Origin of the sequence: Alkalicoccobacillus gibsonii (genome assembly GCF_016798245.1) — a bacterium.
Taxonomy (GTDB): domain Bacteria; phylum Bacillota; class Bacilli; order Bacillales; family Bacillaceae_D; genus Alkalicoccobacillus; species Alkalicoccobacillus gibsonii.
Genome location: NZ_JAEUZA010000001.1, coordinates 759156 through 785818 on the forward strand (window position 1 = coordinate 759156; position 26663 = coordinate 785818).

Genomic DNA, 26663 nt, shown 5'->3' on the forward strand with positions numbered 1-26663 from the left:
CCATTATTCTTAGTAAACCACAACTTTATTCATATTGTTGGGATTTATGTTAAAGAACATTAAATTATTTAGGTTCTCGTAGGAGGATGATTATATAATTGCATGATCACTCATTAAAAAAACCACTCTAGCGCAATCATTTCTGCGGTAAGAGTGGTTTTTTAAACCTCTATTCTTTTACTGCACCACTTGCTATTCCTGCAATAAAGTAACGCTGTAAGAATAAAAACATAATGAAAATTGGAAGAACAGATATGGCAGCAGCAAGCATCAATTGTCCATAATCTAGATTATCTTGACCGGCAAGAATGGATAAGACGATCGGAAGAGTGTACATGTCTTCTGTGACAATCGCGACAAGTGGCCATAAGAAATTATTCCATTGATGTGTAAAAAGGAAGATGGATACTGCACCGATTGCTGGTAGCATCATTGGTAACGAAATTTGAAAGAAAATCCGGTATTCGCCACATCCATCAATTCGTGCAGATTCAAGTAATGAATCTGGGATCGACTTCATACTTTGCCTCATTAAAAAGATGGCAAATGGATAAGCGAGCTGTGGCAAAATAATAGCACTGTATGAATTTAGAATCCCAATGTTCGCGAACAATTCAAACTGTGGAATGATTAAAGCCTGATAAGGGATCATCATGGACACAAGCAGCATCGCAAACAGTGTTTTTCGACCTCTAAATTCATATTTTGCGAAAGCGTAACCTGCCGCTGCACTAAATAGTCCCGCAACAACTGTGAATGTGACTGTTATGATGGTTGAATTCCATAATGCCTGAAAGATATCAATGTTATCAATCAGGTTGCGAAAATTTGTAGCAAGTTGATCGCCTGGAATTAAATTAGGTGGAACAGATAACAGTGACCCTGAAGAGTTGGTTGCACCGACGAGCATCCAATAAAACGGACCAAGAGTGATAAACAAACCGATAGCAATAACAAGATATTTTCCAGCTAAACCAAGTGCTCGCATCAATCATCACCTGCCAATTTAAATTGAATAAATGATAATACGGCGATAATTAGTACAACGACATAAGCAATGGATGATGCGTAACCAAAGTCAAAGTACTCAAACCCGTTTTCATATAAGTACATCGTAACCGTTGTTGTTGCATTAATCGGCCCACCATCCGTTAAGTTAAAGGCTTCATCAAATAACTGGAAGGTACCAATTGTAGACATAACAAAAGCAAAGAGTAGAACAGGTTTTAGCTGAGGTAGTGTGATGGAGAAGAACTTCCTCAGTGGTGTTGCTCCATCAATGCTTGCAGCTTCGTACAAGTCTTTAGGTATAACTTGAAGTCCTGCTAGAATGATAATCATGTTGTACCCTGTCCATCTCCAAATCGTGACAATAATGAGTGATACCTTTGCCCAGAACGGATCATTTAACCAAGGAATTCGGTCCATCCCAATTGATTGTAGGATGAAATTCAAAATTCCAAAGTCTTGATTTAAGATTAATAGAAAAATCACGGCTGCTGCTACGAGTGATGTAACAGTTGGTGTGAAGAATGCCACTCGTAACACACCTTTGAACCGGTGGATCCCACTGTGAAGGACATTGGCCAATATAACCGCCAGCAAAATCATAATTGGAACTTGAAAGATTAATATGATAAAGGTGTTCAACAATGATTCATAAAACAAACTATCCTGAAACAAGCGGATATAATTTTCAAATCCAGCAAATGTATTTGCCCCTTCTACATTCGTGGTAAAGCTCAGAATGAGAGAATACACAATCGGATAACCAGTGAAAAGTAAAAAAAGGATAATCGCTGGCCCTACAAAAACATAAGGTGCCAGACCCGCTTTGTTTTTAGTTGCTTTTGCTTTAGACGTCCGAGGTGCTTTTGGTTTAGGAGTGACTGTATTACTCATCGCTTACCTCCCGTCCGGTGGCCGCTTGCAATCGATTGGACGCTGTTTCAAGCGCTTCGTCTATTGGGACATCCTGTAAGATAACTCGCCCAATGGCATCATTAAATGTATTTTGTGCGCGTAAGTAATCGTCTGTAAAGTTTACAACTGGTAAGTCTACTGCTTCTTCACCAAATAGTGTAAACACTTCCTGACCTCCAAAAAATGCATCACCCTCTTCAAGTTCTGAGCGATCGATCGCTTCAATTAAAGCTGGATATGCACCATATGATAGGGCTCCATGTACTTGATTATCAACATTAACCGATGCGAATTCACCAAATAGGTAAGCCGCTTCCTTGTTTGAAGAGACAGAAGTAATGGCAAGATTTGATCCACCGTCATTTGCAGCTGTTAAGCCACCTTCTTCAAAGGCAGGTAGCTTCATGACTCGCCACAACCCTTCTTGCTCTGGCATTTGATCTTCTATAATCCCTTTCTGCCATGATCCACTAATAACTGAAGCAACCGCATCATTTTTTATAGCGGCGTTTACCTCTTCACCATTCGAAGCATATAAGAATAAGCCCGCATCATTCATTTTTTTAAGCGTTTCCATAGAATTCAACGCTGCATATGTATTCGCTGTGATTCCGCCATCTAAATCAAAATAAAACAAATTCTGTTGTTGAAGCATGGCTCGATAGAACTGTGTATCACCAGTTAGTTGAATGCCTGTCATCAATGTTCCAGTTCGTTCTAACATCTGTTCACCTGCTTCAATGTAATCATCCCAGGTAACAATATCATTGGCATCGATTCCAGCCTCTTCAAATAAATCCTCGCGATAAAAGACCGCCATTGGCCCCGTGTCCCTTGGAAAAGCCATCACTCCACCTTCATCATTTATAAGAGGAGAGATTTTACCTTCTACAAACTTATCTCGGTGTTCATCAAACCCCATATTAGATAAATTAACGAAGCTCTCTTGAAAATTGTCCATGTATAAATCAATTCGTTGATTTTCGACCTGGACAAGGTCAGGAAGCTGACTTTCTACCCCAGCCGCTAAACCTGTGGTTAAACGCTGATACACTTGATCTCCACTTAATTTTAAAATGTTTACTTCGATATCAGGATACAATTTTTCAAACTCTGGAACTAAGTCAATTAAATAATCGGCTTCTAAATTCCAAGCCCAAACCGTAATTTCTCCTGATGCTTCTTCGGTTTCATTTGTATTTTCGTTGACGCTACAACCTGCAGTTAGAACTAAGACTACCGCTGCACTTAAAGGCCATTTAAGACGCATAATCTCCCTCCCTTATGATCGTGAAACGTGTTAAAATACTTTTGATAACGCTTCCATTATTAGCATATGGATATTCATACGTCAATTAACAACCCTTTTCAAAGTTCATATTTTAGAAAAAAGCATGTTCATTTTTTATAAAAAAAAGCGATTCCTCTAAGGGATAATCGCTTCAAAAAATGAATTAAAAATAATTTATCATCAACGCTTCTCGTACTTCTTCCATCGTCTCTTTTGCGATCAACTGAGCTCGCTCTGTTCCCGCCTGAACAATCTCTTTTGTATAGTTAGACCTTTGAAGATAGGTGTCTCTACGTTCATGCATCGGTTCAAGTAAAGTGTTAATGCTTGCTGCGATCATTGCTTTACATTCAACGCAACCTAGCATACCTTTTTGACACCCTTCATAAATGCTGCCTGATTCCTCTTTACGAAACACATTGTGATACGTATAGATAGGACAAATGTCAGGATGTCCTGGATCTGATCTTCGGATACGTGCTGGGTCTGTTTTAGCTTTCTTTATTTGATCATATACTTCTTGTTTTGTTGAATCTAAATCAATCGTATTACCTTTGCTCTTACTCATTTTGCTATCTCCGTCAAGTCCGATCAGTCTTGCACAATCACCTACGATTGCTTTTGGTTCATTGAACACCGGGGCATAAAGCTGATTAAACCGCCTCATGATTTTTCGTGACTGTTCCATATGAGGTAGTTGATCTTCACCTACTGGTACAACGGTTGCCTTGCAAAATGCAATATCAGCCGTTTGGCTAATCGGATACCCTAGAAAACCATAATATAAATCGCTGTATCCTTTTTCGCTTGCCTCAGCTTTTATTGTAGGGTTGTGTTTTAAAGAGTTAACTGTTACAAACATTGAAAAATAAGCTGTTAGTTCCGCAATTTCCGGTATAAGCGATTGAATAAAAATGGTCGATTGCTCTGGATCTATACCAACTGATAGATAGTCGAGAGTTACTTGATTTACATGTGCTTTTAAGGTTTCAGGTTGTTTATAGTGAGTCGTTAGTGCATGAACATCTGCAAGCATAAAAAAGGAATCATAGGAATCTTGAAGCTCCACACGATTTTTTAAACTTCCCACGTAATGCCCAAGATGAAGCTTGCCAGTTACACGATCTCCTGTTAATAAACGTTCTTTCATTATTTTGCCTCCTCATTTTACATACATTTATCGTTCTAATTAAGTGCCACCAGCCTTCATCCAATCGCATCACCCCCTTTAAAAAACGCAAAAAACCCCGTCCAAAAAAGGACGAGGTTCCCGTGGTACCACCTTTATTAATGACCATTAAGTCATCCACTTCTCGTACGGAAAAATCAGTTACTTTCGATACGATTCTAAGTGATAACGGGTTGAAACACCCGGCTACATCTACTACCAGTTCAACATAGCAACTCAGAAGCCCATTCTACACAAGGAGGAGATTGGTTTGCACCAGCCACCAACTCTCTTCACACCTCATCTTGTGTGTACTTACTCTTCATCAACGTTTTTTATATAAATTACTCGCTTAGATCCACATTATGATACACTTGCTGAACATCCTCTAAGTCCTCAAGTGCATCAATTAGTTTCTCAAATTGTTCTTTTGATTCTTCTGGAATAGCAACATCATTTTGAGCAAGCATCGTTAGCTCTGCTACAGAAAATTCACTAACACCCGCATTTTTAAGAACCTCTTGAACTGCATGGAATTGTTCTGGCTCTGCATAGACAATCACCGTTTCATCCTCGGCGACGATATCCTTCACATCAACATCCTCTTCCATCATCAGCTCTAATACATCATCTTCTGATTTACCTTCTATACCGATAACGGAGGCCGCATCAAACATGTAAGCAACAGATCCACTTACTCCCATGTTACCGCCGTTTTTACCAAATGCCGCACGAACATCAGATGCTGTCCGGTTTACATTGTTTGTTAATGTATCTACAATAATCATTGAGCCGTTTGGACCAAATCCTTCATATCGAAGTTCATCGTAATTCTCATCTGAACCGCCTTTAGCTTTTTCGATCGCACGATCAATGATTGCTTTTGGTACATTATATGTTTTCGCACGCTCAAGAACGACCTTTAACGCTTGGTTTGACTCTGGGTCAGGTTCCCCTTGTTTGGCGGCTACATAGATTTCACGACCAAATTTGGCATAAATTCGACTTGTATTCGCATCCTTTGAGGCTTTCTTTTCTTTAATATTATTCCATTTGCGTCCCATCTTGAACACTCGCTTTCCTTTTTCTCTCCAGTTAATCATATCCTACCTATACTTAACCTGACAAGTCGTTTGTTCCATAAGTAAAACGAGCGATCAAATCAACTGATTCATCGCTCGCTCCCGAATATGCTCATTAATTTACAGTTGCACGGTATTCATCGTATGCTTCTTGCATGATTTCAACATATCGATCTACTCCTAGTGATTCCAATCCACTTAGATAGCTATCCCAGTCTTTTTCAAAATCTAATTCCCCTACAATAAAACGAACAGCGCTTTGTTCAACATTCGTCTTAATATTCGTCTCAAGTGTTGCGACTTCCTCTTGTACAATTTCATCAAACCATACACTCCAGTAAGGGAACACTTGTTCTGGCTCTGCATCTGCATAGAGGTATGTTGCCTCTTGAAGACGACGTTCATATCCTTCCTGCGTATAAATATCCTCAGCCTGTACCCACGAATCCCTAAACTCTACTGGATGATAATATTGAGCACTAGCTCCCCAGTTACTATTCGGTTCATCTTCTGGGTGTAATTCTTTAATTTGTGCTTCTACATCTTCATTAATAGCCACATCTCCGTCTTTTGCCTCCTCCCAGGATTCGCCTTCCTCACCATACATGGAACGAAGAGAACCTTCAGTCGTAAACATATAATCAAGTAGCTGAATGGCTTTTACTTGTACGTCTTCACTTGCCTTATTTGTTATCGCAAAGGTTGCACCTTGCTCAATCGGATACTTATATGTTGAATAAGCTGCATTTGGTCCTTGTAGAGGGGCAAGTGCATCGTATTCTAAGCTATTATCATTATTTGCAAATTCATTAGGGTGCATGGATGGGCCAGCACCTAAAATAACCTCATCAGCGTTACTGCCAAGTTGTGTGTAGGCTTCAGCATTCTGAGTGAAGGCACCTGGATCAATCAGTCCTTCCTCATACAGTTCATGAATATATTCTAATCCTTGTTTCCATTCGTCAGATGTAGCAACAAAAGATACTTGATCATTGTCAACGGCTAAACGTGTCTTTGCATCGTCGTACACAAATCCATTCATTAAGAACGGAATAACGGAGTGTTGAGCAATTGAGATGGACCCACTAAATGGGATTTCATCATTTGATCCATTCCCGTTTGGATCATCGTCTTTAAACGCTCTTAACACGTCTCTAAATTCTTCATGTGTTTTAGGTGCTTCTAGGTTTAAGTTATCAAGCCATGTACTGTTCATCCATAGCTTGTTTGGCCAGGTACAATGAAAGCACTCAATTAATTGAGGGATACCATAGATATTCCCATCCGGTGCTGTAGCGAGAGCCCGATACTCATCATCTGAATCTAACACTTGCTGCAGATTAGGGGCGTGCTCTTTAATTAAATCATTTAGTGGAAGAAGAACGCCCTGTTTCCCATACCGTAGCATGTCATTAGCGGAAAATTGATCTACCCAAGGGATTAGGAAATAGACATCAGGATAATCGCCACTTGATAGGGAAATTTGACGTCGTTCTTTAGCAGCGGATGTATCATATGAAGTCGTCTCAAATTCTAAATTAAGATCAAACTCGTCTTCAACAAATGCAGTAAACGAATTGGTATCTAGATCTCTTTCAGTGTAGTCTGGCATGAAGACTTTCATTGTTGTTTTTCCATCAACAGTTTCCTCTGATACATCTTCGTTTGAACTACATGCAGTAAAAATGAAAACACATAGTGATAATAGTAAAATTTTAGACCAATTACGTTTCAAAACGATTCCCCCTCAATTTGACTATTTTATCCTTTCACAGAGCCAATCAGCATTCCTTTTACAAAATATTTCTGTGCAAATGGGTAGATTACTAATACAGGTAAGCTTGAAATAACGATCAGCGAATATTTCATCAGGTTTGCTAAGCGATCTCTTTCCGCTTGAACAGCAATGTCCATATTCGCTCCAGAATTGGTTTGTGTAATCAGTATTTCTCTAAGCTCCAATTGAAGTGGAAAGAGATCTCTTGTTTTTAGGAAGATCATCGCATCAAAATAACTATTCCATTGAATCACTGCATACATTAGCGCTAAAACGGCAATAATTGGTTTTGATAATGGTAAAACCACTGACCATAAAAACCGAATGCTACTGCATCCATCCATTTCACTTGCTTCAACTAATTCTTCAGGAATACTCGTTTGGAAGAACGTTCTTGCAATAATGACCTGCCAGACAGCGATTGCTTTTGGGATGATGATGGCCCAAATACTATCTAACAAACCAAGCTTTTGTACAAGCAGGTACTCAGGGATTAACCCTCCAGAAAAAAGCATGGTAATCAGGATAAAAAACATTAAGAATGTGCGACCATAGAAGTTTTTACGAGACAAGGGGTAGGCAAAGATCACTGTTAGAACGACTGCCAGCAACGTATAACTTACGGTATAAATAATTGAATTCTTAAAGCCTCTTAACACATCTGGGTTTGTTAGAACTTCCTTATACCCGGCGAATGAAAGATCTACTGGCCACAACCACACTTCTCCAGCTGTCACTGCCTCAGCACTACTTAAAGATGAGCTGACAATATAAACAATGGGGTACAGGACAATGATTAGAACAAGAACCAAAAAAGTGTAGACGCTATATAGAAAAAGACGGTCAGTAATTGACTCTTTCATTCGATTTTTAGAGTGGCGCTTTTTCATCTGTTCTCCTTCCTATCATTACCATAGCCCCGTTCCGGTTACCCTCCGAGCTATGAAGTTAACGATCACAATTAAAATTAAATTAATGATGGAGTTAAAAAGACCTACAGCAGCACTAAAACTAAAGCTTGCATTAATAATCCCCATTTTATATACGTAAGTTTGAAGGATTTCAGAAGTGCTTAAGTTTAACGGGTTTTGAAGTAAATAAACTTTTTCAAAACCAATGGACATGAGGCTTCCTACACTCAATATCATGATGATAACAATTGCGGGCATAATCCCTGGTATATCTACGTTCAGAATTCTTTGTATTCTTGATGCCCCATCCACTTTTGCAGCTTCGTATTGTTGTTTATCGACTCCTGCTAACGCAGCTAGATAGATAATGGCAGCATACCCCGTTTGTTGCCACGCATCAGACCATACATAAACTGAGCGAAAGGCATCTGCTTGAGATAAGAAGTTTGAAGACTCAAAACCAAGAAAGAGTAACAGATCGTTAATAATCCCTGATCTTGGAGACAGCATAATAATAATCATTGAAACGATAATGACCGTTGAGATGAAATAAGGAGCATACGTAAACATCTGAACCGTTTTCTTAAAAATGCCATGCCTAATTTCATTTAATGCTAAAGCAAGAATGATCGGTAAGGGAAAGGTAACAGCCATCTGATAAAGACTTAAATAGAGAGTGTTTTTAATGAGATCCCAAGCAACTGGATTTCTAAAAAAGGCTTCAAAATGCTTTAGACCAGCCCAGTCACTACCAAATACACCTTGAATGATGTTGTAATCCTTAAATGCAATAATAGCCCCACCCATAGGGATGTATTTAAAGATGATGAAATACAATATGGGAGGAATCATTAAGAGATAAAGCTGCCAATGTCTTTGAAAGCTTTTTTTGGCCAATTCCCTTTGTGATTTTCGTTTGAGCTTTACTTTAGGTACATATAAATCTTTTTGCAGTTCTCCTGATGTCTTCAACGCCCCACCCCTTTCTATCGTCAATTTGTAAGCGCCTTCATTACGAATATAACAGGTCTTCGCCATTTTGAAAGCGTACATTTTTTTTATCAGCGTACACTTAAATGAATTGCACCTAAAAAAAACCGTACACTTGTAATAACAAGGTACAGTTCACTAAAAACAAAGGCGTGATAAGCATCATGGACGCATATTATCTCGAAATTGCACAGGAGTAATGGAGTGTATTCGCTTAAAAACTCGACGAAAAGAGTGAGCACTATTATACCCGACCCGCTCAGCAATCTCATCAATTGTTAAAGCATTCTGCTTAAGTAATTCTTCAGCTTTTTGAATTCTTATTTTTTCTACGTATTCTATAAGCTTTTCACCCGTCACTAATTTAAAGAGGACCGTCATGTTTTTTTCCTCCATATCTAATTCAGTAGCGATCATGTATGAAGTAAGATCAGACCTGTAATAATGAATCTGGACATACTGTTTGATTTCCTTAATTAGAAGATGGTTTTCATCGGCTTGTCTTGACTTCTTCCATTGAGAATAGTGTTCTACAATGAAAAGAAAAAGTTCCTTAATTTCGCTTGTCCGTTTAGCATGTATATCTAACAAAAGTAGCTCTGTGTATATCTTCTTTCCTTTTTCATCGTACATTTGTGAATCTACTGCTCTTATAATGGTTCCTTTCATTGCCAACATAAAATGCTCAAACATAGTTGGCGACAATTTCTTTTCTTCTTGATTCTTTCTAAATACTGTCTCAATGGTTTTAAAAGCTAATTCAGCATGACCTTCTTTGATTTGTTTGAACAGCTTTAGCTCTACGTCATAGGGATAAAAATATAAAGTTGGACTCTGAGAAATTTCATCATAAAACGTTACAACCGAAGACTGATCCTGAGCGTAATGTAACGCAAGTATTGCTTCGCGATAAGATTGCGTTACATTTGAGAGCGTTTCAAATCGGTTCCCTATACCAAACTGAATTGATGGGATCGAAATGACAGTATTCATTTCTTTTAGAAACGTTTCAATCTCATAAAAGCTTTTTAAATGCTTGTCTTTATCAACTAGAATAAGATAAATCAGCTTGTTTTGACTGTGCGTTTTGTGGAAAAATGTATAAAGTGAACCTAGCTGACATTTCAACTGGTCGTCAAACTGCTCATAGTGACGATTAGAGGTTTTTTCAAGCAACAAATCTGTCGTTGAAGAACTACTCACGACAACAACTCTTCCTTGATGTTGATCCTTTAGCGAAAAATCTAAATGGTTTCCTTCTTGAATGAATCCTCCTTGCAGTAGCTGTTTAATAAATAAATCTTTGAGTACAGGAGTTTGTTTTGACAATGAATGTTGCATTTTACTATGACTTTCTAATAAGTATGAAACATGACTAATAATTGAATCGTACTCATTCTTGGTTTTCATTTCCCTTCCAACGTAGTCATCTAACTTTTGAACAATTGAAGTAATAGGTAGACTATTTTTTCTTGAGAATTGAAGAGACATAATGAATCCAACTAATAATGTAATCGTGACAACAATGAATGTAATGTCTTTAATCGGCTTCGCTTGAGCTGCAATCGTATTTTTAGGAATACCTGCTGCATAAATCCAATCATTTTTTTCTGAACGCAACGTAATGAGTAACGTTCCATCCTCTAGATAACGAACCTCTTCACCGTTAGAAAGATTCGCCCATTTAATGACATCGGACGTGCGAATGTTTGTAGAAGAAATGACGTTAGATTGTTTGTCGAGTATATACGACCATGCATTCATATCATCTGGGATTGCTTTAACGATCTTATTAATATTACTTTGTTTAATCGGGACTACAACAGAACCAAGTGGAGAGTAAGCATGATCAATAGGTATAGGCTGAACAAACGTTAATCCAAATTCGTGTTCTCCATCGGGTGAGCTGATATATGAACTTCTTGATAGATCCCCGTTTTCGATTAATTGAAGATAAGCTTCACTATAATTGCTTGCGCGATAGAAGTGTTGAGGCCGAAACTGCACAGAACCTGGGGTAATAATTAAATCACTCTTAGATACACGAATGTAGTAATCCTCAATAAAGTCATTCGTCGATGCGAAAGGAGTAATAGCTTTCGAAACATTGGTTAGGGATGAGATTTGTTCCGTAGCTTCATTCTTATTTAATAACATAATGTTAACTAGGTCTTCATTAATAGCAATTTGCCTTGTAAAACGCTCTACCTCAGATAACCTTTGTTCAAGTAAAGACTTGCTTTGATTTAAAGATTGAACACTAGTCCGAATCGCATAGTTTTGTGCCTCTTTTATCGCGGCATGATATGTAAAGTAACCTGCACATAATGGGATAAATAATATAATGACATAAGAAATAAGGAACCGTCTGTATACCTTGGATGTTTTCTTCAGGAAAATAAAGACCCTCCCCTTACGTATGAAAATGAATAGTGAGTAGGGTGCCATCGCTTAGACACCCTAGGTAAACGATACTCGGTTGAATCATTTGTTTTAGTTTAAATGAATTTTAAACACAACAGGTTTATCACTTTGGACCGCTTTAGTCCGAATGTGTAACCCTGTTTCAGATCGATTCCACTCTGGTTGCTCATCAAAGCCTAGTACTTCCACATCTTCAATCATCCCATGAAAATGTGGAAGTTTTGAAGCATCATTTTGTCCTAAAGACCTAACACATACGTTTCCATCATCTGGAAAACTAAGAACAGTTGCATAAAGAAAGGAACCATTCACTGTAAAGCGAATATCTTCTTTAGTAAACTGTTTTGATACAGAATCTGTAAACTGTCCTTCTTCTATCATGGTAGGTCCTTCTGCTGAAAGTCTCCAAACTGAAGAATTGTAGATCGATTCACCGTTTGTTTGCAGCCAATCTCCAATTTCTAGTAGGATTTTCTGATCTTCATCCGGAATCGTCCCATCTGCTTTTGGTCCAATGTTCAGAAGGAGAGAACCATTCTTACTGACGATATCAACTAGGTCAGCGATGATTTCTTTTGCTTCTTTATATTGATTATTCTCCGTGTAGCACCAGGAGTTCTTTGCTACGGCGGTGTCCGTTTGCCAAAAATAAGGCTTCTGGTCAGCAAATTGTCCTCTTTCAATATCAACAACTGCTGTCCCAAACATAAATGCATCATGTTTATAATTGATGGCTACTTCCCTACCCCATTGCTCTGCTCGATTATAATAATATGCGGCGAATTTCTTTAAGTAAGGTTTAACTGAATCATGCTGAATCCACCAGTCAAAATAAACGATACTCGGTTGATATTCATCTACGATTTCACAGGTGCGCATGAGCCAATCTTCTAGAAATTCTTCTGTAGGATATGGTTCACTAAATAAGTCATGATGATCTGGTTCTGGCATGGATGGCCAGTAAAAATCCCCTTTTTTAAGAGGTTCTTTTATGTCACTTTCAAATTCCTTGCCATGGCTCATAAAGAACCAATGTTCAACACGGTGGGTAGAGGCACATAAAGCAATGTCCCTTTTTGAGAGAGATTTACCTAGTTCACCTAACACATCTCTTTTTGGTCCCATTTCATATGCATTAAAATGTGAGAGTTTGCTCTTATACATTTGAAAACCGTCATGATGCTCTGCTACTGGCATAACATACTTAGCTCCTGCTTTTTCAAACAATGTAGCCCATTCTTCAGAATCAAACTTTTCCGCCTTGAATTGAGGAATAAAATCCTTATATCCAAATTCTTTATGTGGTCCATACGTCTTAATATGATGTTCGTATTCCTTTGAACCTTGAATGTACATGTTACGTGAATACCATTCACTTCCGAATGCTGGAACTGAATAAACGCCCCAATGAATAAAGATCCCAAACTTTGCTTTCTGATACCAGTCTGCTAATTTGTACCGAGATAAAGAATCCCAGTTATCCTGGTACGGTCCAGCTTGAATGACTTTTTCAATTGTTTCTAAATAAGAAGAGTTCATTGTATCCTCCCTTTTATAGGTAATCATCATTAGTTTAGCTTTTTATGAAAACGTTTTCAATATAAAGTTAATAAATGTTTAAAAATTTAGAAAATGACTCGTGCTCATTGCTTATAAAATAAATTAGCCTACTTTTCACGTTAAAAGTAGGCTGATTAAACGAGCGTGGTTTCCTCATTATGATCCAGTACTTGAACCCAAGTGAGTGTCATCCTCAAGAACAAGGTCAGCAGTTAATTGACCAGAGAGTGTTACCATTGGTACGCCTCCACCTGGATGCGTTGAACCTCCAACAAAATAAAGGTTTTTAAGAAGCTGACTACGACTTGGAATTTTAAAGCCACCATTTGTCTTCTTATTCGCGGCAACTCCGTAGATGGAACCTCCATTTGAGCCGTACAGTTGTTTAAGATCATTAGGAGTAAACGTATATTCGAACTCAATATGCTCACGAATGTTCTTTAAACCGTTACGCTCAAGCTTCGAAAGAACAACCTCTCTATACTCTTCCTTAAATGTAGACCAGTCATCACCGGGTTTAAGTGGGGGTACATGTGTTAAGATAAAATGATTTTCTTTGCCTTTCGGTGCATGGGTTGAATCTGATTTAGACGAAATGCCAATATAAATGGTTGGATCATTAGCTGGTCTTTTTTCTTCAAAGATTTGCTTAAACTCGAGCTTTGGATCCTTAGAGAAAAAGAAATTGTGATGAGCGAGCTGCGGATATGTCTGGTCCATCCCAAGTAATAGAACTAAACCAGAAACACTCGGTTCAAATGTCTGCAATTTTTTTACTTCTTGTTTTGCTTGATTTGAATCTGGTACGAGCGTTTCATAAGCTGGAATGACTTCAAGGTTTGAAATGATAATATCTCCATAGATGACATCCCCATTTTCAATTTGTACACCTTTTGCTACACCATTTGATTCGATCACTTGAGTGACTCGTGTATTCGTTCTATAGCGAACGTCAAGTTCATCAAGTACCTTTTGCATGGCTCGGATGATATTATACATCCCACCTTCAACATAATGTACACCAAGGCCAAATTGCACGTAAGCAAGCTGAGAAAGAACCGCAGGCGCTTGATATGGTGAGGAGCCTACATACATTACTAGAAAATCAAGCAATTGTTGAAGATGAGGGTCTCGTATGAATTTCTTAGTCGCCTGGTTCATACTTTTCATCGGATCCATGGCCAGGAGATCTTTAAAACTGTGACTTGTACGGAGATCCTTTAGTCCAGATAAGCTTCGTTGATAAAAGCTCTTTGTACACAACTCATAAATCTGACTGCTATAGTGAATGTAATCAAGAAACCCTGACTTATCATCAGGAGAGATACGATCAATCTCATCTAGCATGTCAGGTAGATCCCCTTTTAAATCGATCGTGACACCGTCTTCAAAAAAGGTACGCCATTGGGGCTCCACTCGCTTGACCGTAAGATAATCAGAAAGGTTTTTCCCTGCACGTGTAAAGAGTTGTTCCAGTGTCCACGGCATCGTTAAAATGGAAGGGCCTGTATCAAATGTGAACCCTGACCCACTGCGTATATTACATTTTCCACCTAATCGTTCATTCGCCTCAAATAATTGAACATCATAGCCTTCTGCAGCAAGTGATATCGCTGATGATAATCCACCTATGCCTCCGCCGATCACAATGACTTTTTTCTTCACTCTTCCCTACCCCTTTTTTCATTAGTAGATCCAAGGCAAGAGTATCCACCGCTTGGTTTTCCAATGAATGTACTGACTACCAAGCACGTTCTCAAGCATTTTTTCTTCAAGCTTAATCCGGTAAAGGATAGACTGGAGAACGAGTAGAATGGTAGCAGCAACTCCTATCCAAAAAGCAAGATAGAACGAGATGCCAATCATACATAAAAGTAGCCCGCTGTATAATGGATGACGCACTAAATGATAGGGTCCATGGCTAACAAGCATCTTGCTCGGTGATACGTGGACATGCCTTGTAAATTCTTGCTTTAACACAAGCATTGACCAGTATCTGAGAAAAATACCTGTACCGTAGAGAAATAAACTAATCCATTGTAAAAATAAAGAAGGGGAGTGTACAATTCGCCACTCTTGTATACCAATACATATTCCGATTGTTAGTAAGATAGAGAAAAGAATATAATAAAAGCTCTTTCGCTCCTGGCCTGGTGATGTTTTCTTTGTACCAGGATTTTTGAACAGAATAAATTCCATTAGCCAAATGACATTTAATAAAAGGAACATCCATTCTTCCGTTGTCATATGATTCCGCCCTATTCCCTAATTTGATGTGACGCGTTTATAAATAGCCCTTGAGTAAAATTGAACGACAACTGCAACGAATAGAACAATTGAAACGATTAGGACGGCTTGATATGAAGGAATAATGATCACTCCTATCACAATAAACAAACCACAAATAAAAAATGCCCAACCTGCAAAACGGTTAACAATTGACCAAACCTTATCATTTTTGAGTGTATATTGGTTTCTAGCACCAAATATCATGTTACGCTTTAATTGAGGCATAACATTACCGAGAACCATTAATAGTAAGCCAAGTGAAATGCCAAAAATAAGTTCTGTATCAAGTGATAGTCCACTGCCTGTTAGAATGATAACTAAATGACACACAAAAAGAATGCTCATTAATCCACCAAGTAATGCAAGTTCCACAAGAGAAACTGTTTTTTGGTTTTGGGCTTGTTTAGACATTAACAACGTTAGTCCTTTTGCCAAGATAAAAAGGATCACCATTACAATTGGCATAAGGCTTACAGCTGTTAAAGTAGGTAAGCTTCCGGTAACAGCTTCACCTGTCCAGTGAACAGCTAATTGATCAGGTAGTCTAGGATATGTAGCTACACTTAAAATCAAAGCAGATAAAATGAGAAGGATTCCAACAATGTTTGCTCTCATATTACTCATCTCCCTTAGGCTTAAATTGATAAAACCAGGTAAACACATCCTGAAGCACCGTTGTATTTAACGTATGATAAATAAACTGCCCCCGTTTATCTGCCGTCACAAGGTTTGCTTGCTTTAAGATCTGTAAGTGATGAGAAATACTCGGCTTACTCATCTTAAAATGATCGGCAATTTGAGTCGCTGTTAAACATCCCTCTTTACTTAATACACTCATAATCTCCCTCCTTGTCTCATCATTTAACGCTTTAAATAATTCATTCACATGTCTAGCTCCTCTAATTAGATAATTAAATAACTGTCTAATTACATCATACCATAATTACATAATTAAACAACTATCTAATTACAAATTCATCCTTTTTAATCAAAAAAAGACGCCCTATATTTAAGACGTCTTTTGCTAATCCGATTACACCATAACCTTACACATATCTTTTGTAAATTCCACTGGATCTTCAAGCGGTAATCCTTCAATTAACAGTGCTTGGCTATATAACAAGTTTGTATAAAGCTTTAGCTTTTCTTGATCTGTGTCTTTTGCAGATTGTAGAGCTTTAAATACATCATGATTCGGGTTGATTTCTAACACTTTTTCTGCTTTCACATGTTGATTATCTGGCATCGCTTGAAGAACTTTCTCCATTTCAATCGTAACTTCACCCTCTGCCGCTAAAATAACAGGGTGTGTTTTTAATCGCTTAGATAGGCGGACATCTTTTACCTTACCTGCTAAGATGGTTTTCATCTCTTCAAATAGGTCTTTATTTGCATCTAGCTCTTCTTTTGACTCTTCAGATTCATCCTCATCAAGCTTCAAGTCTGCACTTGATACAGACTGAAATTCTTTGTCTTGATAGCTTTGTAACATCTTAATCGCAAACTCATCTACATCCTCAGTAAAGTAAAGAATCTCATAGCCTTTATCTGCAACTAATTCTGTTTGAGGCAGCTTCGCAATACGCTCTATAGACTCACCAGTAGCGTAATAAATGTTGCTTTGATCTTCCTTCATACGAGATACGTATTCTGATAGCGTAACGAACCCTTTTTCCGTAGAAGAATGGAATAATAACAAGTCCTCTAAAACTTTTTTATGAGCACCAAATTCATTATAGACACCAAACTTAAGCTGACGTCCAAATGATTTGTAGAACGTCTCATATGCTTCTCGGTTGTTTTTAAGTAGTGACTGAAGCTGAGACTTAATTTTGGATTGAATGTTTTTAGCGATTAGTTTTAATTGACGGTCATGCTGTAGCATTTCACGTGAGATATTTAATGACAGATCCTCCGAGTCAACCATCCCTTTAACAAAGCTAAAGAAATCTGGTAGAAGGTCTGCACACTTCTCCATAATCAAGACACCATTTGCGTAAAGCTCAAGCCCTTTTTCATATTCTTTTGAATAATAATCAAATGGAGTACTTTCAGGAATAAACAAGATGGAATTGTATCGAACGGCGCCATCAACACTTAAGTGAATATGCTCAAGTGGCTTATCAAAGCCATAACGCTTGTCTTGATAGAACTGCTCGTAATCTTCTTTTGTGAGCTCGCTTTTGTTCTTACGCCAGATTGGAACCATACTGTTAATAATTTGTTCTTCTTGTACTTCTTCCGTTTCGCCTTCTTCGCCATCTTCTTTTGGTTTGTAGGTTGTTACATCCATTTTAATTGGATAGCGTATAAAGTCCGAATATTTTTTAACAATTGATTTTAAGCGATGCTCGTCAAGAAACTCATCAAAGGACTCATCCTCAGTGTTTTCTTTAATATGTAGTGTAATGTCTGTTCCTGGAACATCCTTCGTAGCTTCTTCGATGGTATAACCATCACTTCCATCAGACTGCCATCTGTAAGCTGAATCTGCATCTACGGATTTACTAACCACGCTCACCTGGTCAGCTACCATAAACGCTGCATAAAACCCAACACCAAACTGGCCGATAATATCATGCCCATCTTTCATTTCATTAGTCTTTTTAAAACCTAGTGAACCACTCTTTGCGATTGTTCCTAAATTTGTTTCTAGCTCGTCCTTCGTCATACCAATTCCAGTGTCGGTTAACGTCAGAGTGCGAGCCTCTTTATTAGCCGAGATATGAATCGCATAACGGTCTTGATCGAAGCTAATCGCTTCATCAGTTAATGCACGATAATATAGCTTATCAATCGCGTCACTTGAATTAGAAATCAATTCACGAAGAAAAATCTCCTTCTGCGTGTAGATTGAATTGATCATCATTTCCAACAGACGTTTGGATTCAGCTTGAAACTGCTTTTTCTCCATCTTATAAACACATCCTTAATTGAAATGGTTGTCTTTTAGCACTCGACTAATACGAGTGCTAATCTACTTATATTTTACACATTTGTTCGGTGGCGTCAACCGTTTCAATCGCAGGTGAATAATTCAGCTAGACAAAGACACACTACCAAAACGTACACCAACTGAGAGGAGCGAGGAAAATGGATCAAACGGTTCATTTTAACACAGATACTGACTATAACAAGACACTATTACATACCTTTTTCTCGAACCAATCAGACTTTGGCGAACGTCAGTTTTTTATGATTGAATTAAATAAGTCCTGTACGTTTTACTTTTTAAAATCAAGAACGAACTTTACAACACTTATGTCATTTATTCAGAAGCTTGAAAAGATTACTCCTTCATTGTTTCAAGACGTGCCTCAAGAAGAAATCGTTCAGAAATCCTTACAAACGTATTCCTATCAAACAACATACAACCTCTCTGACTGTATTCGCTTTATCTTTGAAGGCAAGTCTGTGTTAATTATTGATCAATCTGCAGAGGTCTATATTTTTGATACTGCCGACAATTTAAAAAGAGGTCTAGAAGACTCTTCTAGTGAGAAGGTTATTCGAGGACCTAAGCTAGCTTTTATTGAGAGTATTAACGATAATGTAGGACTCATCCGACAATTAACTCGCGATCAGAACATTATTGTGAAAGAACACAAATTAGATGTGCAAAACAACGAGAAATTAATTCAATACCTTTATAACCAAAAGGAAGTTAGTGATGAGCTTTTAAAAGAGGTCGATAAACGCTTGTCCTCGATAAAAACAAGTAATCTTGAGGATTCAGGAATGCTAGAAGAACTAATTGAGGACAATTCATTGTCACCGTTTCCGCAAATGCAAAACACGGAGCGGCCAGATCGGGTCATTGCGGCGTTGAACGAGGGAAGAGTTGCAATGTTTATAGACGGCTCACCTTTTGCACTTATCATGCCTACTACGTTTGATTTGCTCCTCCAATCACCTGATGACTATTATGAGCGCTGGCTTGCTGCGAGTTTTATACGAATGCTTCGCTATTTATCGATCTTTATTACGTTGTTTCTATCTGCTTTCTATATTTCTTTGGTTTCCTTTAACCAAGGCCTTCTTCCAACGGAGCTTGCTATTACAATTGCTGGAACAAGACAAAATATTCCATTCCCTCCTTTTATAGAAGCAATCATTATGGAGATCACCATTGAGTTATTAAGAGAAGCTGGAATTCGTCTTCCCACTCCCTTAGGTCAAACAATAGGGTTAGTTGGTGGAGTTATCATCGGCCAAGCGGCAGTTGAAGCCAATATCGTGAGTTCTTTAATGGTTATTATCATCGCTATTACAACGATTACTTCTTTCACAGTCCCGCAGTATAGCTTCGGACTTTCCTTTCGAATGTTGCGTTTTGGAGCCATGATTTCTGCTGCCATTTTTGGATTGTTTGGGACTGTTTGTTTCTTTATCTGGATATCGATTCATTTAGCAAGCTTAAAAAGCTTTGGGACCCATTATTTCTCATTTGAATTTTCAATCTCAAGAAAGAAATTTCTGGATTTATTCTTACGTTTGCCTAAGAAGATTAAATCTGCTCAATAAAAGGAGGGGAATATCAATGGAAAAAGAAACAGAGACACTCACAACCTTCCGATTAACTGTTCTTATGATCAATTGCATGTTAGGTGTTGGATTTCTTGTCATTCCCCGTTATCTTACAGCGATCCTGGATTCCCCTGATGGCTGGATTTCTTTACTGATCTCAGGCGGAGTTATTTTATTGGCTGTCTTTCTCCTGTTATATTATTTTAAAAAGCATCAGGTTAAAGACATTGTAGAATATAGTGAATTAGCATTCGGATCAATTATTAGCAAAGTAATATGCGCACTCTTAGTTCTTTATTTTTCTACTCTCATTGGATATGAAGCCGTCGCAATGAGTGAAATGGTGCGGTTCTTCTTGCTGGAGAAAACGCCGCAAATGCTTGTCATTTTTATTATTATTTTTTTAGCAGCTTACCTAGCTATTAAACCTTTTTCTACTCTCGTTCGAGTATGTGTATTCTTTCTTCCATTTTGTTTGTTTGTTGTTTTTTTTATCTTTGTATCTGGTATTGAAGAAGTAAATATTAATAACCTACGTCCCATCTTATATGAAGGATTCGCACCTTTATATAAAGGGTTTTTAAATACAACCTTATCTTTTCTAGGTCTTGAATCCTTATTAGTTCTGTTAGCATTTACAACCTCTAAAACGAAAAAAATGAGAGCTGCTACGATCGCAATTGGAAGCACAACACTCCTTTATTCCATCTCTTATATCATTGTAGTAGGTGCCCTCAGCTATCAAGAAGTGATGACGTTAACGTGGCCAACCATTTCCTTTATCCAGACGTTTAGTATTCAAGGAATTTTTATTGAACGATTAGATTCACTTTTACTATCTACGTGGATTCTTCAATTCTTCACCTTGTGTGCCATTAATATGTTTAACTGCTGTTATATTATGAAAAAACGATTTTCGATTCGACCGTTTATTACTTGTTTGATCGTAGTGCCAGTTGCTTTTATTGTCGCTTATATCCCTGATGACTCCGCAGAGATCGTTTTCCTCTCAAGTGTTGTCAACCGTGTTGGTTTAGCATGTTTAGTAGGGCTTCCACTCATTTGTTTTCTAGTAGTTAGTATAAAAAAGAAGGTGAGCTCATGAGAAAGATAAAATGTCTATGTAGTCTTTTAATCATGGCGATTCTTTTAGCAGGTTGTTGGGATAGCCGAAGTATTGAAGACATTTCATTAGTAATTGGTGTAGGAATTGATCTAGAAGAAGATAGTGACAATATAGCCCTTGGTCACCAAATTATAGTACCGCCTAGCAATGGAGGAGACAGCTCACAAGGGTCTCCCTTTAAGAATATTTATACCTCAGGTAAAACAGTACATAGTGCAATAAGAAATTTAGCTTTGCGAGATGACCCAGTGTATAGTGATCATCAACGAATATTACTGATACATAACAAAGTTCTTCAAAAATATAGATTAGATGAAGTGATCAATCAATTAGTAAAAGATGACAAAACTCGCCGAAGTCTTTATGTATTTACGACAGATGAATCTATAAAAAAGATTTTTTCAACCACTGATAGGGATGAAATACCCTCTAATCAATTGTATAGCCTGATTGAAAATAGAAGCCGCTCTACAAAAATACTGCCATCTGTTTCTTTAGGTAAGGTATCGTCAAACTTACAGAAAAAAGTTAGCTTTGTTTTACAGAATGTAGAAGTCATTAATAATCAAATTGCTTTAGCGGGAGGTGCAATCATTTCTGACGGTAAAATAATGAATCAAGAATTATCAGTTGACGACATTGCTACATTAAATTGGTTAACAGGGCGTATTGAAGGTGGGGTTATATCAACTGAAGAGGATTCTATGCCACTTGCATTTGAAATTCTTGATGATGTAAAGGTTAAAGTGAAATCTGAATATAAAAATGACCGGATTTATTTTACAGTTCATTCAGAAACAGAAGGACGAATTTCTGAGGATTGGAACGAAGAAGGTGATTCATTTAAAGAGGCCTACAGTGTGAACCGTGAAAGAGCTGTAGAAGAAGAAATTAAGAATCGCGTGGTGGATTTTATCCGTAAGTTGCAAACAGAAATACAAGCTGATGTCATAGGGTTTTCAGAATACGTAAAAGTTCAACAGCCTGACTTTTGGAAAGAACATAAAGAAGAATGGAACCGGTACTTCTCAGAATCAGATATTTCCTTTTCTGTGTCTGTTACAGCTGAAGATTTTGGTACAAAAGGTTCTATTAAAAAGAGAATGAGTGATAAATGATATATGATATGATAAAGACGACATTGTTTTAGGAGTTGACTACATATGAACCCATCAGAACGTGAAGCCTTTATTATTCAAAAATATAAACAAGAAGAAACGCTCATGATTCTTTTATATGCACAATGGTGTGTGAATCATGAGCTTGATCCCGTGATGATCTACGAAAAAGCCTATCCGCATCAACCTAAAAACCAACAATTACTAGATGCAATTGATCAAACCTTACCTAAAGCTGAAGCGGATCCAGTTCCACTTTCTTCATTACTAGAAGTCCTTTCATGGTTTGAGCAAAATGAGTTAGCTTTTTATGTGTCAGAAGTGGCCAACCACTTAGATTTACGTTAACTTAAATGTTGAAGCAAGCCTCTGATAAGAAGCGATCCGCTCATTTAATGAATGAACGTTAGTTAAGACTATACACTCGTTAGATTGATAAGCGTGCGCCAACGTATTGATTTGCTCCCTAACGGATTTCGCATCTCCTACAATTTGCTGTTCTCGTAATTGTATTTGCAATTCTTTTTCCGTCTCTTCTAAAGAATACTGTTTGGCATATGTGACTGGAGGCAATCCTTCGTTGCCCTTCCCTGCCGTTCGTTCAATCGACCAGATCTGCCCGCTGCATGCCAGTTCTTCCGCTTGTTCTTCTGTTTCTCCACAGATAACCGAAACAGCTAGAATCACTTCAGGCTTATCTAAGTAGTTGGAAGGTTGAAAGTGATCTCGGTACGTTTTCACAGCCTCCTCACTTGATGCTTTGTTCATAAAATGTCCAACTGCATAAGGGAGCCCAAGTGATCCTGCAAGTTCAGCACTTTTTTTACTCGTACCAAGAATCCATGGACTTGGTGAGACCTCAGGAACAGGGGCCGCTTTTAATGAAGAATAGATATGGTTCTCCGGAAAATCATTGGATAGGAAATGTAGGAGCTCCTCTACTTTTGCAGGCATTTGATAAATGGATTGCAGCATATTATCCGTTAATGCCCTGGAAGCTTCTGCTGAACCTCCGGGAGAACGACTGACTCCAAGGTCTACTCTTCCTGGATAAAGGGTTGCAAGAAGATGATATCGTTCAGCGATCGTATATGGTTTATAATTTGGCAGTAAAACTGCACCCGATCCAATTCTAATTCGATCCGTTTTTGAACCGATCAAACTAAGGATAAGATCAGGAGCAGGGCAGCAAAGGCCTGGTAAATCATGATGCTCAGCAACCCAATACCGATGATATCCCCACTCTTCAGCTAATTGTGCGAGTTGAATGCTCTCCTCAATTGCCTCTTCGGGAGTTTGACCTCTTGATTGAACAACTTGATCTAAAATACTTAGCTTCAACGGGAATCCCTCCTTTATTAGAAAGAGCGTGGGACAAAACTTTAATGTAGATGGTAAAACACGAACAGAGCAAGATATCCGCTGCAGGAGAATCCCTCCCACCCACGTGGCACGGCCTCAGCCTCTTACGCGGAACCCCATCGCTACAGAGTCTTCACCACGTACTGTATCCACAGGAGAGTCGGGTTCTCCTTTCGCTCGTCTTACCAAAAAAACCGAGAAACACGAATGGCGAATGATTCGTTCGTAGAATCATTCGCCATTTTCTCGTTCATTTATAGTTTTGTCTTAGCCTCTCCTCATTATGTTAATAATTCAGCGACAATTTCATGTGAGCGAACGCGTGCGTCATGATCGAATGTATCAGAAGAAATGATGATTTCATCTGCACCTGTTTCATCAATAAAGTCACTTAGATTTTGTTTAATGGTTTCAGGTGAACCTGTCATATAAGAGCTTGCTCCTCGGTTTCGTTCAAGAGCTGCAATTTCACCCGGAGAATAATGGTCTGCAAGGTTTTTAACAGGTGGTTTAAATTGACCAGGTGTGCCTCGCATCAAATCGAGCATTTGTTGTTTACGAGAAGTTGATAAATATTCTGCTTCCTCGTCTGTATCTGCTGCAACTAAACTTACACCAAGCATCACATGTGGTTTAGAAAGTGTTTCTGACGGCTCGAATCGACTACGATACAAATCAATGGCTTGATGCATATAATCCGGTGCAAAGTGTGAAGCAAAAGAAAATGGCATTCCTTTCGCTGCGGCAAGTCTTGCACTAAAGCCACTTGACCCAAGTAACCAAATCGGTACATCCTGCCCAACTCCTGGATAGGCTTTAACACCAGTGGATACATCCTCACTCATATATGCTTGTAGTTCTTCGACGAGCTCTGGAAAGTCTTCTCCATTACTAAACAACGTACGACGCAAAGCACGAGCTGTTAACTGATCACTTCCTGGAGCCCTACCTAGACCTAAATCAATTCGACCAGGATGAAGCGCATCGAGTGTCCCAAACTGTTCAGCAATCATAAGTGAAGCGTGATTTGGGAGCATAATTCCTCCAGATCCAACTCGGATCTGCTTTGTTCCTTGCGCAATATGATTAATGATAATCGAAGTGGCTGATGAACCAATTCCAGGCATGTTGTGATGCTCCGCGAGCCAGTAACGATTAAATCCCCATTCGTCTACTTTTTGAGCTAAATCAAGGCTTCGTTTAAATGTTTCTGTCGCATTCGATCCTTGCGTAATAGGTGCTAAATCAAGCACTGATAACAATGTATGTTTAAACTGTTTAGCATGAGGTTGTGTTAACTTCATTCTTTTCATCTACCTTTCTTGAATCCATGCACCTATTGTAAGGACTCAGAACATCAGGTGTCTACTTTCCTGCTTGTGAGCTTTGAAATCCATGTCTTGATTCCAAATAGGACGTAATCTCTTCATCCGAATAAGATAACTCAGAAAGTCCTTTAGCAATGGTTTGTGCATACGGCTCTGCTGGCTTATGAAAAGCATCCGTTCCTATATCTTGAGGATTCGTAAACGTAAGCTTAGGGTACCCATCCTCTGTCCCAAGATATACAACGCGACCATACCAGCCATCATCTAACGTAACAGATCCTTTCTCAACCAATTCGTCAAAAGATAAACCGGATGCGTCTGCTTCGTTTTCTTGTTCCACAACATCAACAAATTGGTCAAAGGTAATAAGATATTGCCTGGCAATGGTTTTCTCTGAAGGATCCTCTTGATGTCCTATAAAGGCAACGCCTCCTACCCCCCATTTGCTTGCATCCTTTGCAAAGTAAAGAGGGTAAGGTAACTCGCAGCCCTTGTTGGCAATAGGGAGTGTGTGGTCGCGACATCCTTTTTCAGCTTCAGTTGATCCAACAGGTATCCCACCTTTTATATAACAATGGAAGCGCTCCTCCATTAAGTTTGATCCATAACTTACATACCATACTAAATTCATATTTCCGCCTCTTTCTTCTTAACATTTATTGTGAGTATAAAGGTTCACTAAATGGGCTGTAAAATGAATCCTTCATACGATATTGTTTAACCATTTCTCAACCCATATAATAGTAATAAGTTGAGGTGATCTATATGAAAGAATTACGTTCCTTTTATGGAGTGGTTATAGTAGGTTTAGTCACGGCTCTCATCATGAGCTTCATCTGACAAAGTAAGCTCAAGCTTCACCGGGCAGTGATCACTTCCGTAGATATGTGAATCAATATCCGCGAGTTTTAAGAAAGGAGCAAGTTTATTTGAAACAAGAAAATAATCAATCCGCCATCCAATATTGCGCTCCCTTACATTAGCCATATAGGACCACCACGTAAACGCATCGTCTGTTTCAGGATAAATTGTTCGATAGGAATCAATGAAACCAGCTTCAAGTAGTTTCGTAAACTTCCCTCGTTCTTGATCTGTAAAGCCAGCGTTACCGATATTGGCCCGGTCATTCTTTACGTCCTGTGGCTTGTGAGCAACATTTAAGTCTCCGCACAAAATAACGGGCTTTTGTTCCTCTAATGTTTGAATATAACGGCGTGCTGCTTCTTCCCAAAGCATCCGATAGCCTAAGCGTGTTAAATCACGCTTTGCATTAGGAGTGTACACGGTCAGTAGATAAAATCCTTCATATTCTAATGTAATAACGCGCCCTTCTAAATCCTCTATCTCATCTCCAAGACCAAACGTCACACGTATTGGCTCATGTTTTGTGAATATAGCTGTGCCGGAATACCCTTTTCTTTCTGCGCTATTCCAGTATTGCTTGTAGCCCTTGAGATCAAGATCAATTTGCTCTGGTTGACACTTTGTCTCCTGTAAGCAGAAAAAGTCTGCATCTTCATTATAAAAGTAGTCTAAGAAACCTTTTTTTACACATGCTCGAATCCCATTAACATTCCACGAAATAAATTTCATTATATCCCCCAATAATCTCAAGCTAATCATTTGACCAATTTGACCTATTTTATCATAATAGACCTTACCATTCAGATCCACTATTCTATATTGATCAAAAAAGATCAAACAAAATACTTGAAAGGTCAAAAAAGGTCAGGTATAATACATGTAGAATCAAAAAACACATAAGCAGTTCATTTGACTATGAATTG

General features: G+C 38.4%; 23 protein-coding genes and 1 other annotated feature. Of the genes, 4 read left to right on the forward strand and 19 right to left on the reverse strand.

What is annotated here, in order from left to right; translation table 11 throughout:
- Window positions 1-169: 169 nt before the first annotated feature.
- From JNO66_RS04150 to htpG, 15 genes are all read right to left on the reverse strand, one after another.
- The gene (locus tag JNO66_RS04150) at window positions 170-988 is read right to left on the reverse strand and encodes a carbohydrate ABC transporter permease (protein ID WP_203086931.1); all 819 of its coding nucleotides are present in this window, start codon (window positions 986-988) and stop codon (window positions 170-172) included.
- Complete coding sequence (locus tag JNO66_RS04155) at window positions 988-1902, reverse strand: carbohydrate ABC transporter permease (RefSeq protein ID WP_203086932.1); 915 nt, start codon at window positions 1900-1902, stop codon at window positions 988-990. Before JNO66_RS04155 ends, JNO66_RS04150 begins: the two co-directional genes overlap by 1 nt.
- Entirely contained in the window at window positions 1895-3193 is a 1299-nt protein-coding gene (locus JNO66_RS04160) for an ABC transporter substrate-binding protein (RefSeq protein WP_203086933.1), read from the reverse strand. The genes JNO66_RS04155 and JNO66_RS04160 overlap by 8 nt, the downstream gene beginning before the upstream one ends.
- 184 nt (window positions 3194-3377) lie before the next feature.
- Window positions 3378-4364: a tryptophan--tRNA ligase gene (gene trpS, locus JNO66_RS04165; RefSeq protein WP_203086934.1), complete on the reverse strand. Its 987-nt coding sequence runs from the start codon at window positions 4362-4364 to the stop codon at window positions 3378-3380.
- Window positions 4365-4468: 104 nt separating this feature from the next.
- Window positions 4469-4720: a binding site (T-box leader), on the reverse strand.
- 6 nt (window positions 4721-4726) lie between these two features.
- Complete coding sequence (locus tag JNO66_RS04170) at window positions 4727-5446, reverse strand: YebC/PmpR family DNA-binding transcriptional regulator (protein ID WP_203087497.1); 720 nt, start codon at window positions 5444-5446, stop codon at window positions 4727-4729.
- A gap of 133 nt (window positions 5447-5579) precedes the next feature.
- Complete coding sequence (locus JNO66_RS04175) at window positions 5580-7199, reverse strand: type 2 periplasmic-binding domain-containing protein (RefSeq protein ID WP_210340764.1); 1620 nt, start codon at window positions 7197-7199, stop codon at window positions 5580-5582.
- 26 nt (window positions 7200-7225) lie between these two features.
- A complete protein-coding gene (locus JNO66_RS04180) occupies window positions 7226-8131 on the reverse strand; it encodes a carbohydrate ABC transporter permease (protein WP_203086935.1) in 906 nt (301 codons plus the stop codon).
- An 18-nt stretch (window positions 8132-8149) separates the two neighbouring features.
- Window positions 8150-9004 (reverse strand): ABC transporter permease, encoded by an 855-nt coding sequence (locus tag JNO66_RS04185; RefSeq protein ID WP_203087499.1) that lies wholly within the window; start codon window positions 9002-9004, stop codon window positions 8150-8152.
- Window positions 9005-9304: 300 nt separating this feature from the next.
- Entirely contained in the window at window positions 9305-11590 is a 2286-nt protein-coding gene (locus JNO66_RS04190; RefSeq protein ID WP_203086936.1) for a helix-turn-helix domain-containing protein, read from the reverse strand.
- A 45-nt stretch (window positions 11591-11635) separates the two neighbouring features.
- Window positions 11636-13105, reverse strand: coding sequence for an alpha-L-fucosidase (locus JNO66_RS04195; protein WP_203086937.1), 1470 nt, complete (start codon window positions 13103-13105; stop codon window positions 11636-11638).
- 177 nt (window positions 13106-13282) lie between these two features.
- Complete coding sequence (locus tag JNO66_RS04200) at window positions 13283-14791, reverse strand: phytoene desaturase family protein (protein WP_203086938.1); 1509 nt, start codon at window positions 14789-14791, stop codon at window positions 13283-13285.
- 21 nt (window positions 14792-14812) lie between these two features.
- On the reverse strand, window positions 14813-15373 hold the full coding sequence (locus JNO66_RS04205) for a methyltransferase family protein (RefSeq protein ID WP_203086939.1): 561 nt from the start codon (window positions 15371-15373) through the stop codon (window positions 14813-14815).
- Between the two features lie 18 nt (window positions 15374-15391).
- Window positions 15392-16030, reverse strand: coding sequence for an SdpI family protein (locus JNO66_RS04210; protein WP_203086940.1), 639 nt, complete (start codon window positions 16028-16030; stop codon window positions 15392-15394).
- Window position 16031: 1 nt separating this feature from the next.
- Complete coding sequence (locus JNO66_RS04215) at window positions 16032-16301, reverse strand: autorepressor SdpR family transcription factor (RefSeq protein WP_203086941.1); 270 nt, start codon at window positions 16299-16301, stop codon at window positions 16032-16034.
- A gap of 147 nt (window positions 16302-16448) precedes the next feature.
- The gene (htpG, locus tag JNO66_RS04220) at window positions 16449-18329 is read right to left on the reverse strand and encodes a molecular chaperone HtpG (RefSeq protein WP_203086942.1); all 1881 of its coding nucleotides are present in this window, start codon (window positions 18327-18329) and stop codon (window positions 16449-16451) included.
- Between the two features lie 179 nt (window positions 18330-18508).
- Here htpG and JNO66_RS04225 point away from each other — a divergent pair, with 179 nt between their 5' ends.
- The 4 genes from JNO66_RS04225 to JNO66_RS04240 are packed head-to-tail and all read left to right on the forward strand — an operon-like array spanning window position 18509 to window position 22534.
- Window positions 18509-19939: a spore germination protein gene (locus JNO66_RS04225; RefSeq protein WP_203086943.1), complete on the forward strand. Its 1431-nt coding sequence runs from the start codon at window positions 18509-18511 to the stop codon at window positions 19937-19939.
- Window positions 19940-19955: 16 nt separating this feature from the next.
- Entirely contained in the window at window positions 19956-21047 is a 1092-nt protein-coding gene (locus JNO66_RS04230; protein ID WP_203086944.1) for a GerAB/ArcD/ProY family transporter, read from the forward strand.
- Complete coding sequence (locus tag JNO66_RS04235) at window positions 21044-22186, forward strand: Ger(x)C family spore germination protein (RefSeq protein WP_203086945.1); 1143 nt, start codon at window positions 21044-21046, stop codon at window positions 22184-22186. Before JNO66_RS04230 ends, JNO66_RS04235 begins: the two co-directional genes overlap by 4 nt.
- 45 nt (window positions 22187-22231) lie before the next feature.
- The gene (locus tag JNO66_RS04240; protein WP_203086946.1) at window positions 22232-22534 is read left to right on the forward strand and encodes a hypothetical protein; all 303 of its coding nucleotides are present in this window, start codon (window positions 22232-22234) and stop codon (window positions 22532-22534) included.
- Here the strand turns inward: JNO66_RS04240 and JNO66_RS04245 are convergent.
- The 4 genes from JNO66_RS04245 to JNO66_RS04260 form a co-directional block, all read right to left on the reverse strand.
- A complete protein-coding gene (locus JNO66_RS04245) occupies window positions 22526-23527 on the reverse strand; it encodes an LLM class flavin-dependent oxidoreductase (RefSeq protein WP_203086947.1) in 1002 nt (333 codons plus the stop codon). The two genes, JNO66_RS04240 and JNO66_RS04245, sit on opposite strands and share 9 nt — an antisense overlap.
- A gap of 302 nt (window positions 23528-23829) precedes the next feature.
- Complete coding sequence (locus JNO66_RS04250) at window positions 23830-24852, reverse strand: LLM class flavin-dependent oxidoreductase (protein WP_203086948.1); 1023 nt, start codon at window positions 24850-24852, stop codon at window positions 23830-23832.
- A gap of 61 nt (window positions 24853-24913) precedes the next feature.
- Entirely contained in the window at window positions 24914-25507 is a 594-nt protein-coding gene (locus JNO66_RS04255; RefSeq protein WP_203086949.1) for a hypothetical protein, read from the reverse strand.
- 176 nt (window positions 25508-25683) lie between these two features.
- Entirely contained in the window at window positions 25684-26469 is a 786-nt protein-coding gene (locus JNO66_RS04260; RefSeq protein ID WP_203086950.1) for an exodeoxyribonuclease III, read from the reverse strand.
- Window positions 26470-26663: the final 194 nt, after the last annotated feature.

Excerpts from the sequence above, each read along its gene's own strand:
- JNO66_RS04255 (WP_203086949.1), bottom strand. The coding sequence starts at position 25,507 with ATGAATTTAGTATGGTATGTAAGTTATGGATCAAACTTAATGGAGGAG.
- JNO66_RS04225 (WP_203086943.1), top strand. The coding sequence starts at position 18,509 with ATGGATCAAACGGTTCATTTTAACACAGATACTGACTATAACAAGACA.
- JNO66_RS04260 (WP_203086950.1), bottom strand. The coding sequence starts at position 26,469 with ATGAAATTTATTTCGTGGAATGTTAATGGGATTCGAGCATGTGTAAAA.
- JNO66_RS04180 (WP_203086935.1), bottom strand. The coding sequence starts at position 8,131 with ATGAAAAAGCGCCACTCTAAAAATCGAATGAAAGAGTCAATTACTGAC.
- JNO66_RS04160 (WP_203086933.1), bottom strand. The coding sequence starts at position 3,193 with ATGCGTCTTAAATGGCCTTTAAGTGCAGCGGTAGTCTTAGTTCTAACT.
- JNO66_RS04170 (WP_203087497.1), bottom strand. The coding sequence starts at position 5,446 with ATGGGACGCAAATGGAATAATATTAAAGAAAAGAAAGCCTCAAAGGAT.
- JNO66_RS04240 (WP_203086946.1), top strand. The coding sequence starts at position 22,232 with ATGAACCCATCAGAACGTGAAGCCTTTATTATTCAAAAATATAAACAA.
- JNO66_RS04235 (WP_203086945.1), top strand. The coding sequence starts at position 21,044 with ATGAGAAAGATAAAATGTCTATGTAGTCTTTTAATCATGGCGATTCTT.
- trpS (WP_203086934.1), bottom strand. The coding sequence starts at position 4,364 with ATGAAAGAACGTTTATTAACAGGAGATCGTGTAACTGGCAAGCTTCAT.
- JNO66_RS04205 (WP_203086939.1), bottom strand. The coding sequence starts at position 15,373 with ATGACAACGGAAGAATGGATGTTCCTTTTATTAAATGTCATTTGGCTA.
- JNO66_RS04250 (WP_203086948.1), bottom strand. The coding sequence starts at position 24,852 with ATGAAGTTAACACAACCTCATGCTAAACAGTTTAAACATACATTGTTA.
- JNO66_RS04190 (WP_203086936.1), bottom strand. The coding sequence starts at position 11,590 with ATGGCACCCTACTCACTATTCATTTTCATACGTAAGGGGAGGGTCTTT.
- JNO66_RS04210 (WP_203086940.1), bottom strand. The coding sequence starts at position 16,030 with ATGAGAGCAAACATTGTTGGAATCCTTCTCATTTTATCTGCTTTGATT.
- JNO66_RS04230 (WP_203086944.1), top strand. The coding sequence starts at position 19,956 with ATGGAAAAAGAAACAGAGACACTCACAACCTTCCGATTAACTGTTCTT.
- JNO66_RS04195 (WP_203086937.1), bottom strand. The coding sequence starts at position 13,105 with ATGAACTCTTCTTATTTAGAAACAATTGAAAAAGTCATTCAAGCTGGA.
- JNO66_RS04155 (WP_203086932.1), bottom strand. The coding sequence starts at position 1,902 with ATGAGTAATACAGTCACTCCTAAACCAAAAGCACCTCGGACGTCTAAA.
- htpG (WP_203086942.1), bottom strand. The coding sequence starts at position 18,329 with ATGGAGAAAAAGCAGTTTCAAGCTGAATCCAAACGTCTGTTGGAAATG.
- JNO66_RS04150 (WP_203086931.1), bottom strand. The coding sequence starts at position 988 with ATGCGAGCACTTGGTTTAGCTGGAAAATATCTTGTTATTGCTATCGGT.
- JNO66_RS04185 (WP_203087499.1), bottom strand. The coding sequence starts at position 9,004 with ATGATTCCTCCCATATTGTATTTCATCATCTTTAAATACATCCCTATG.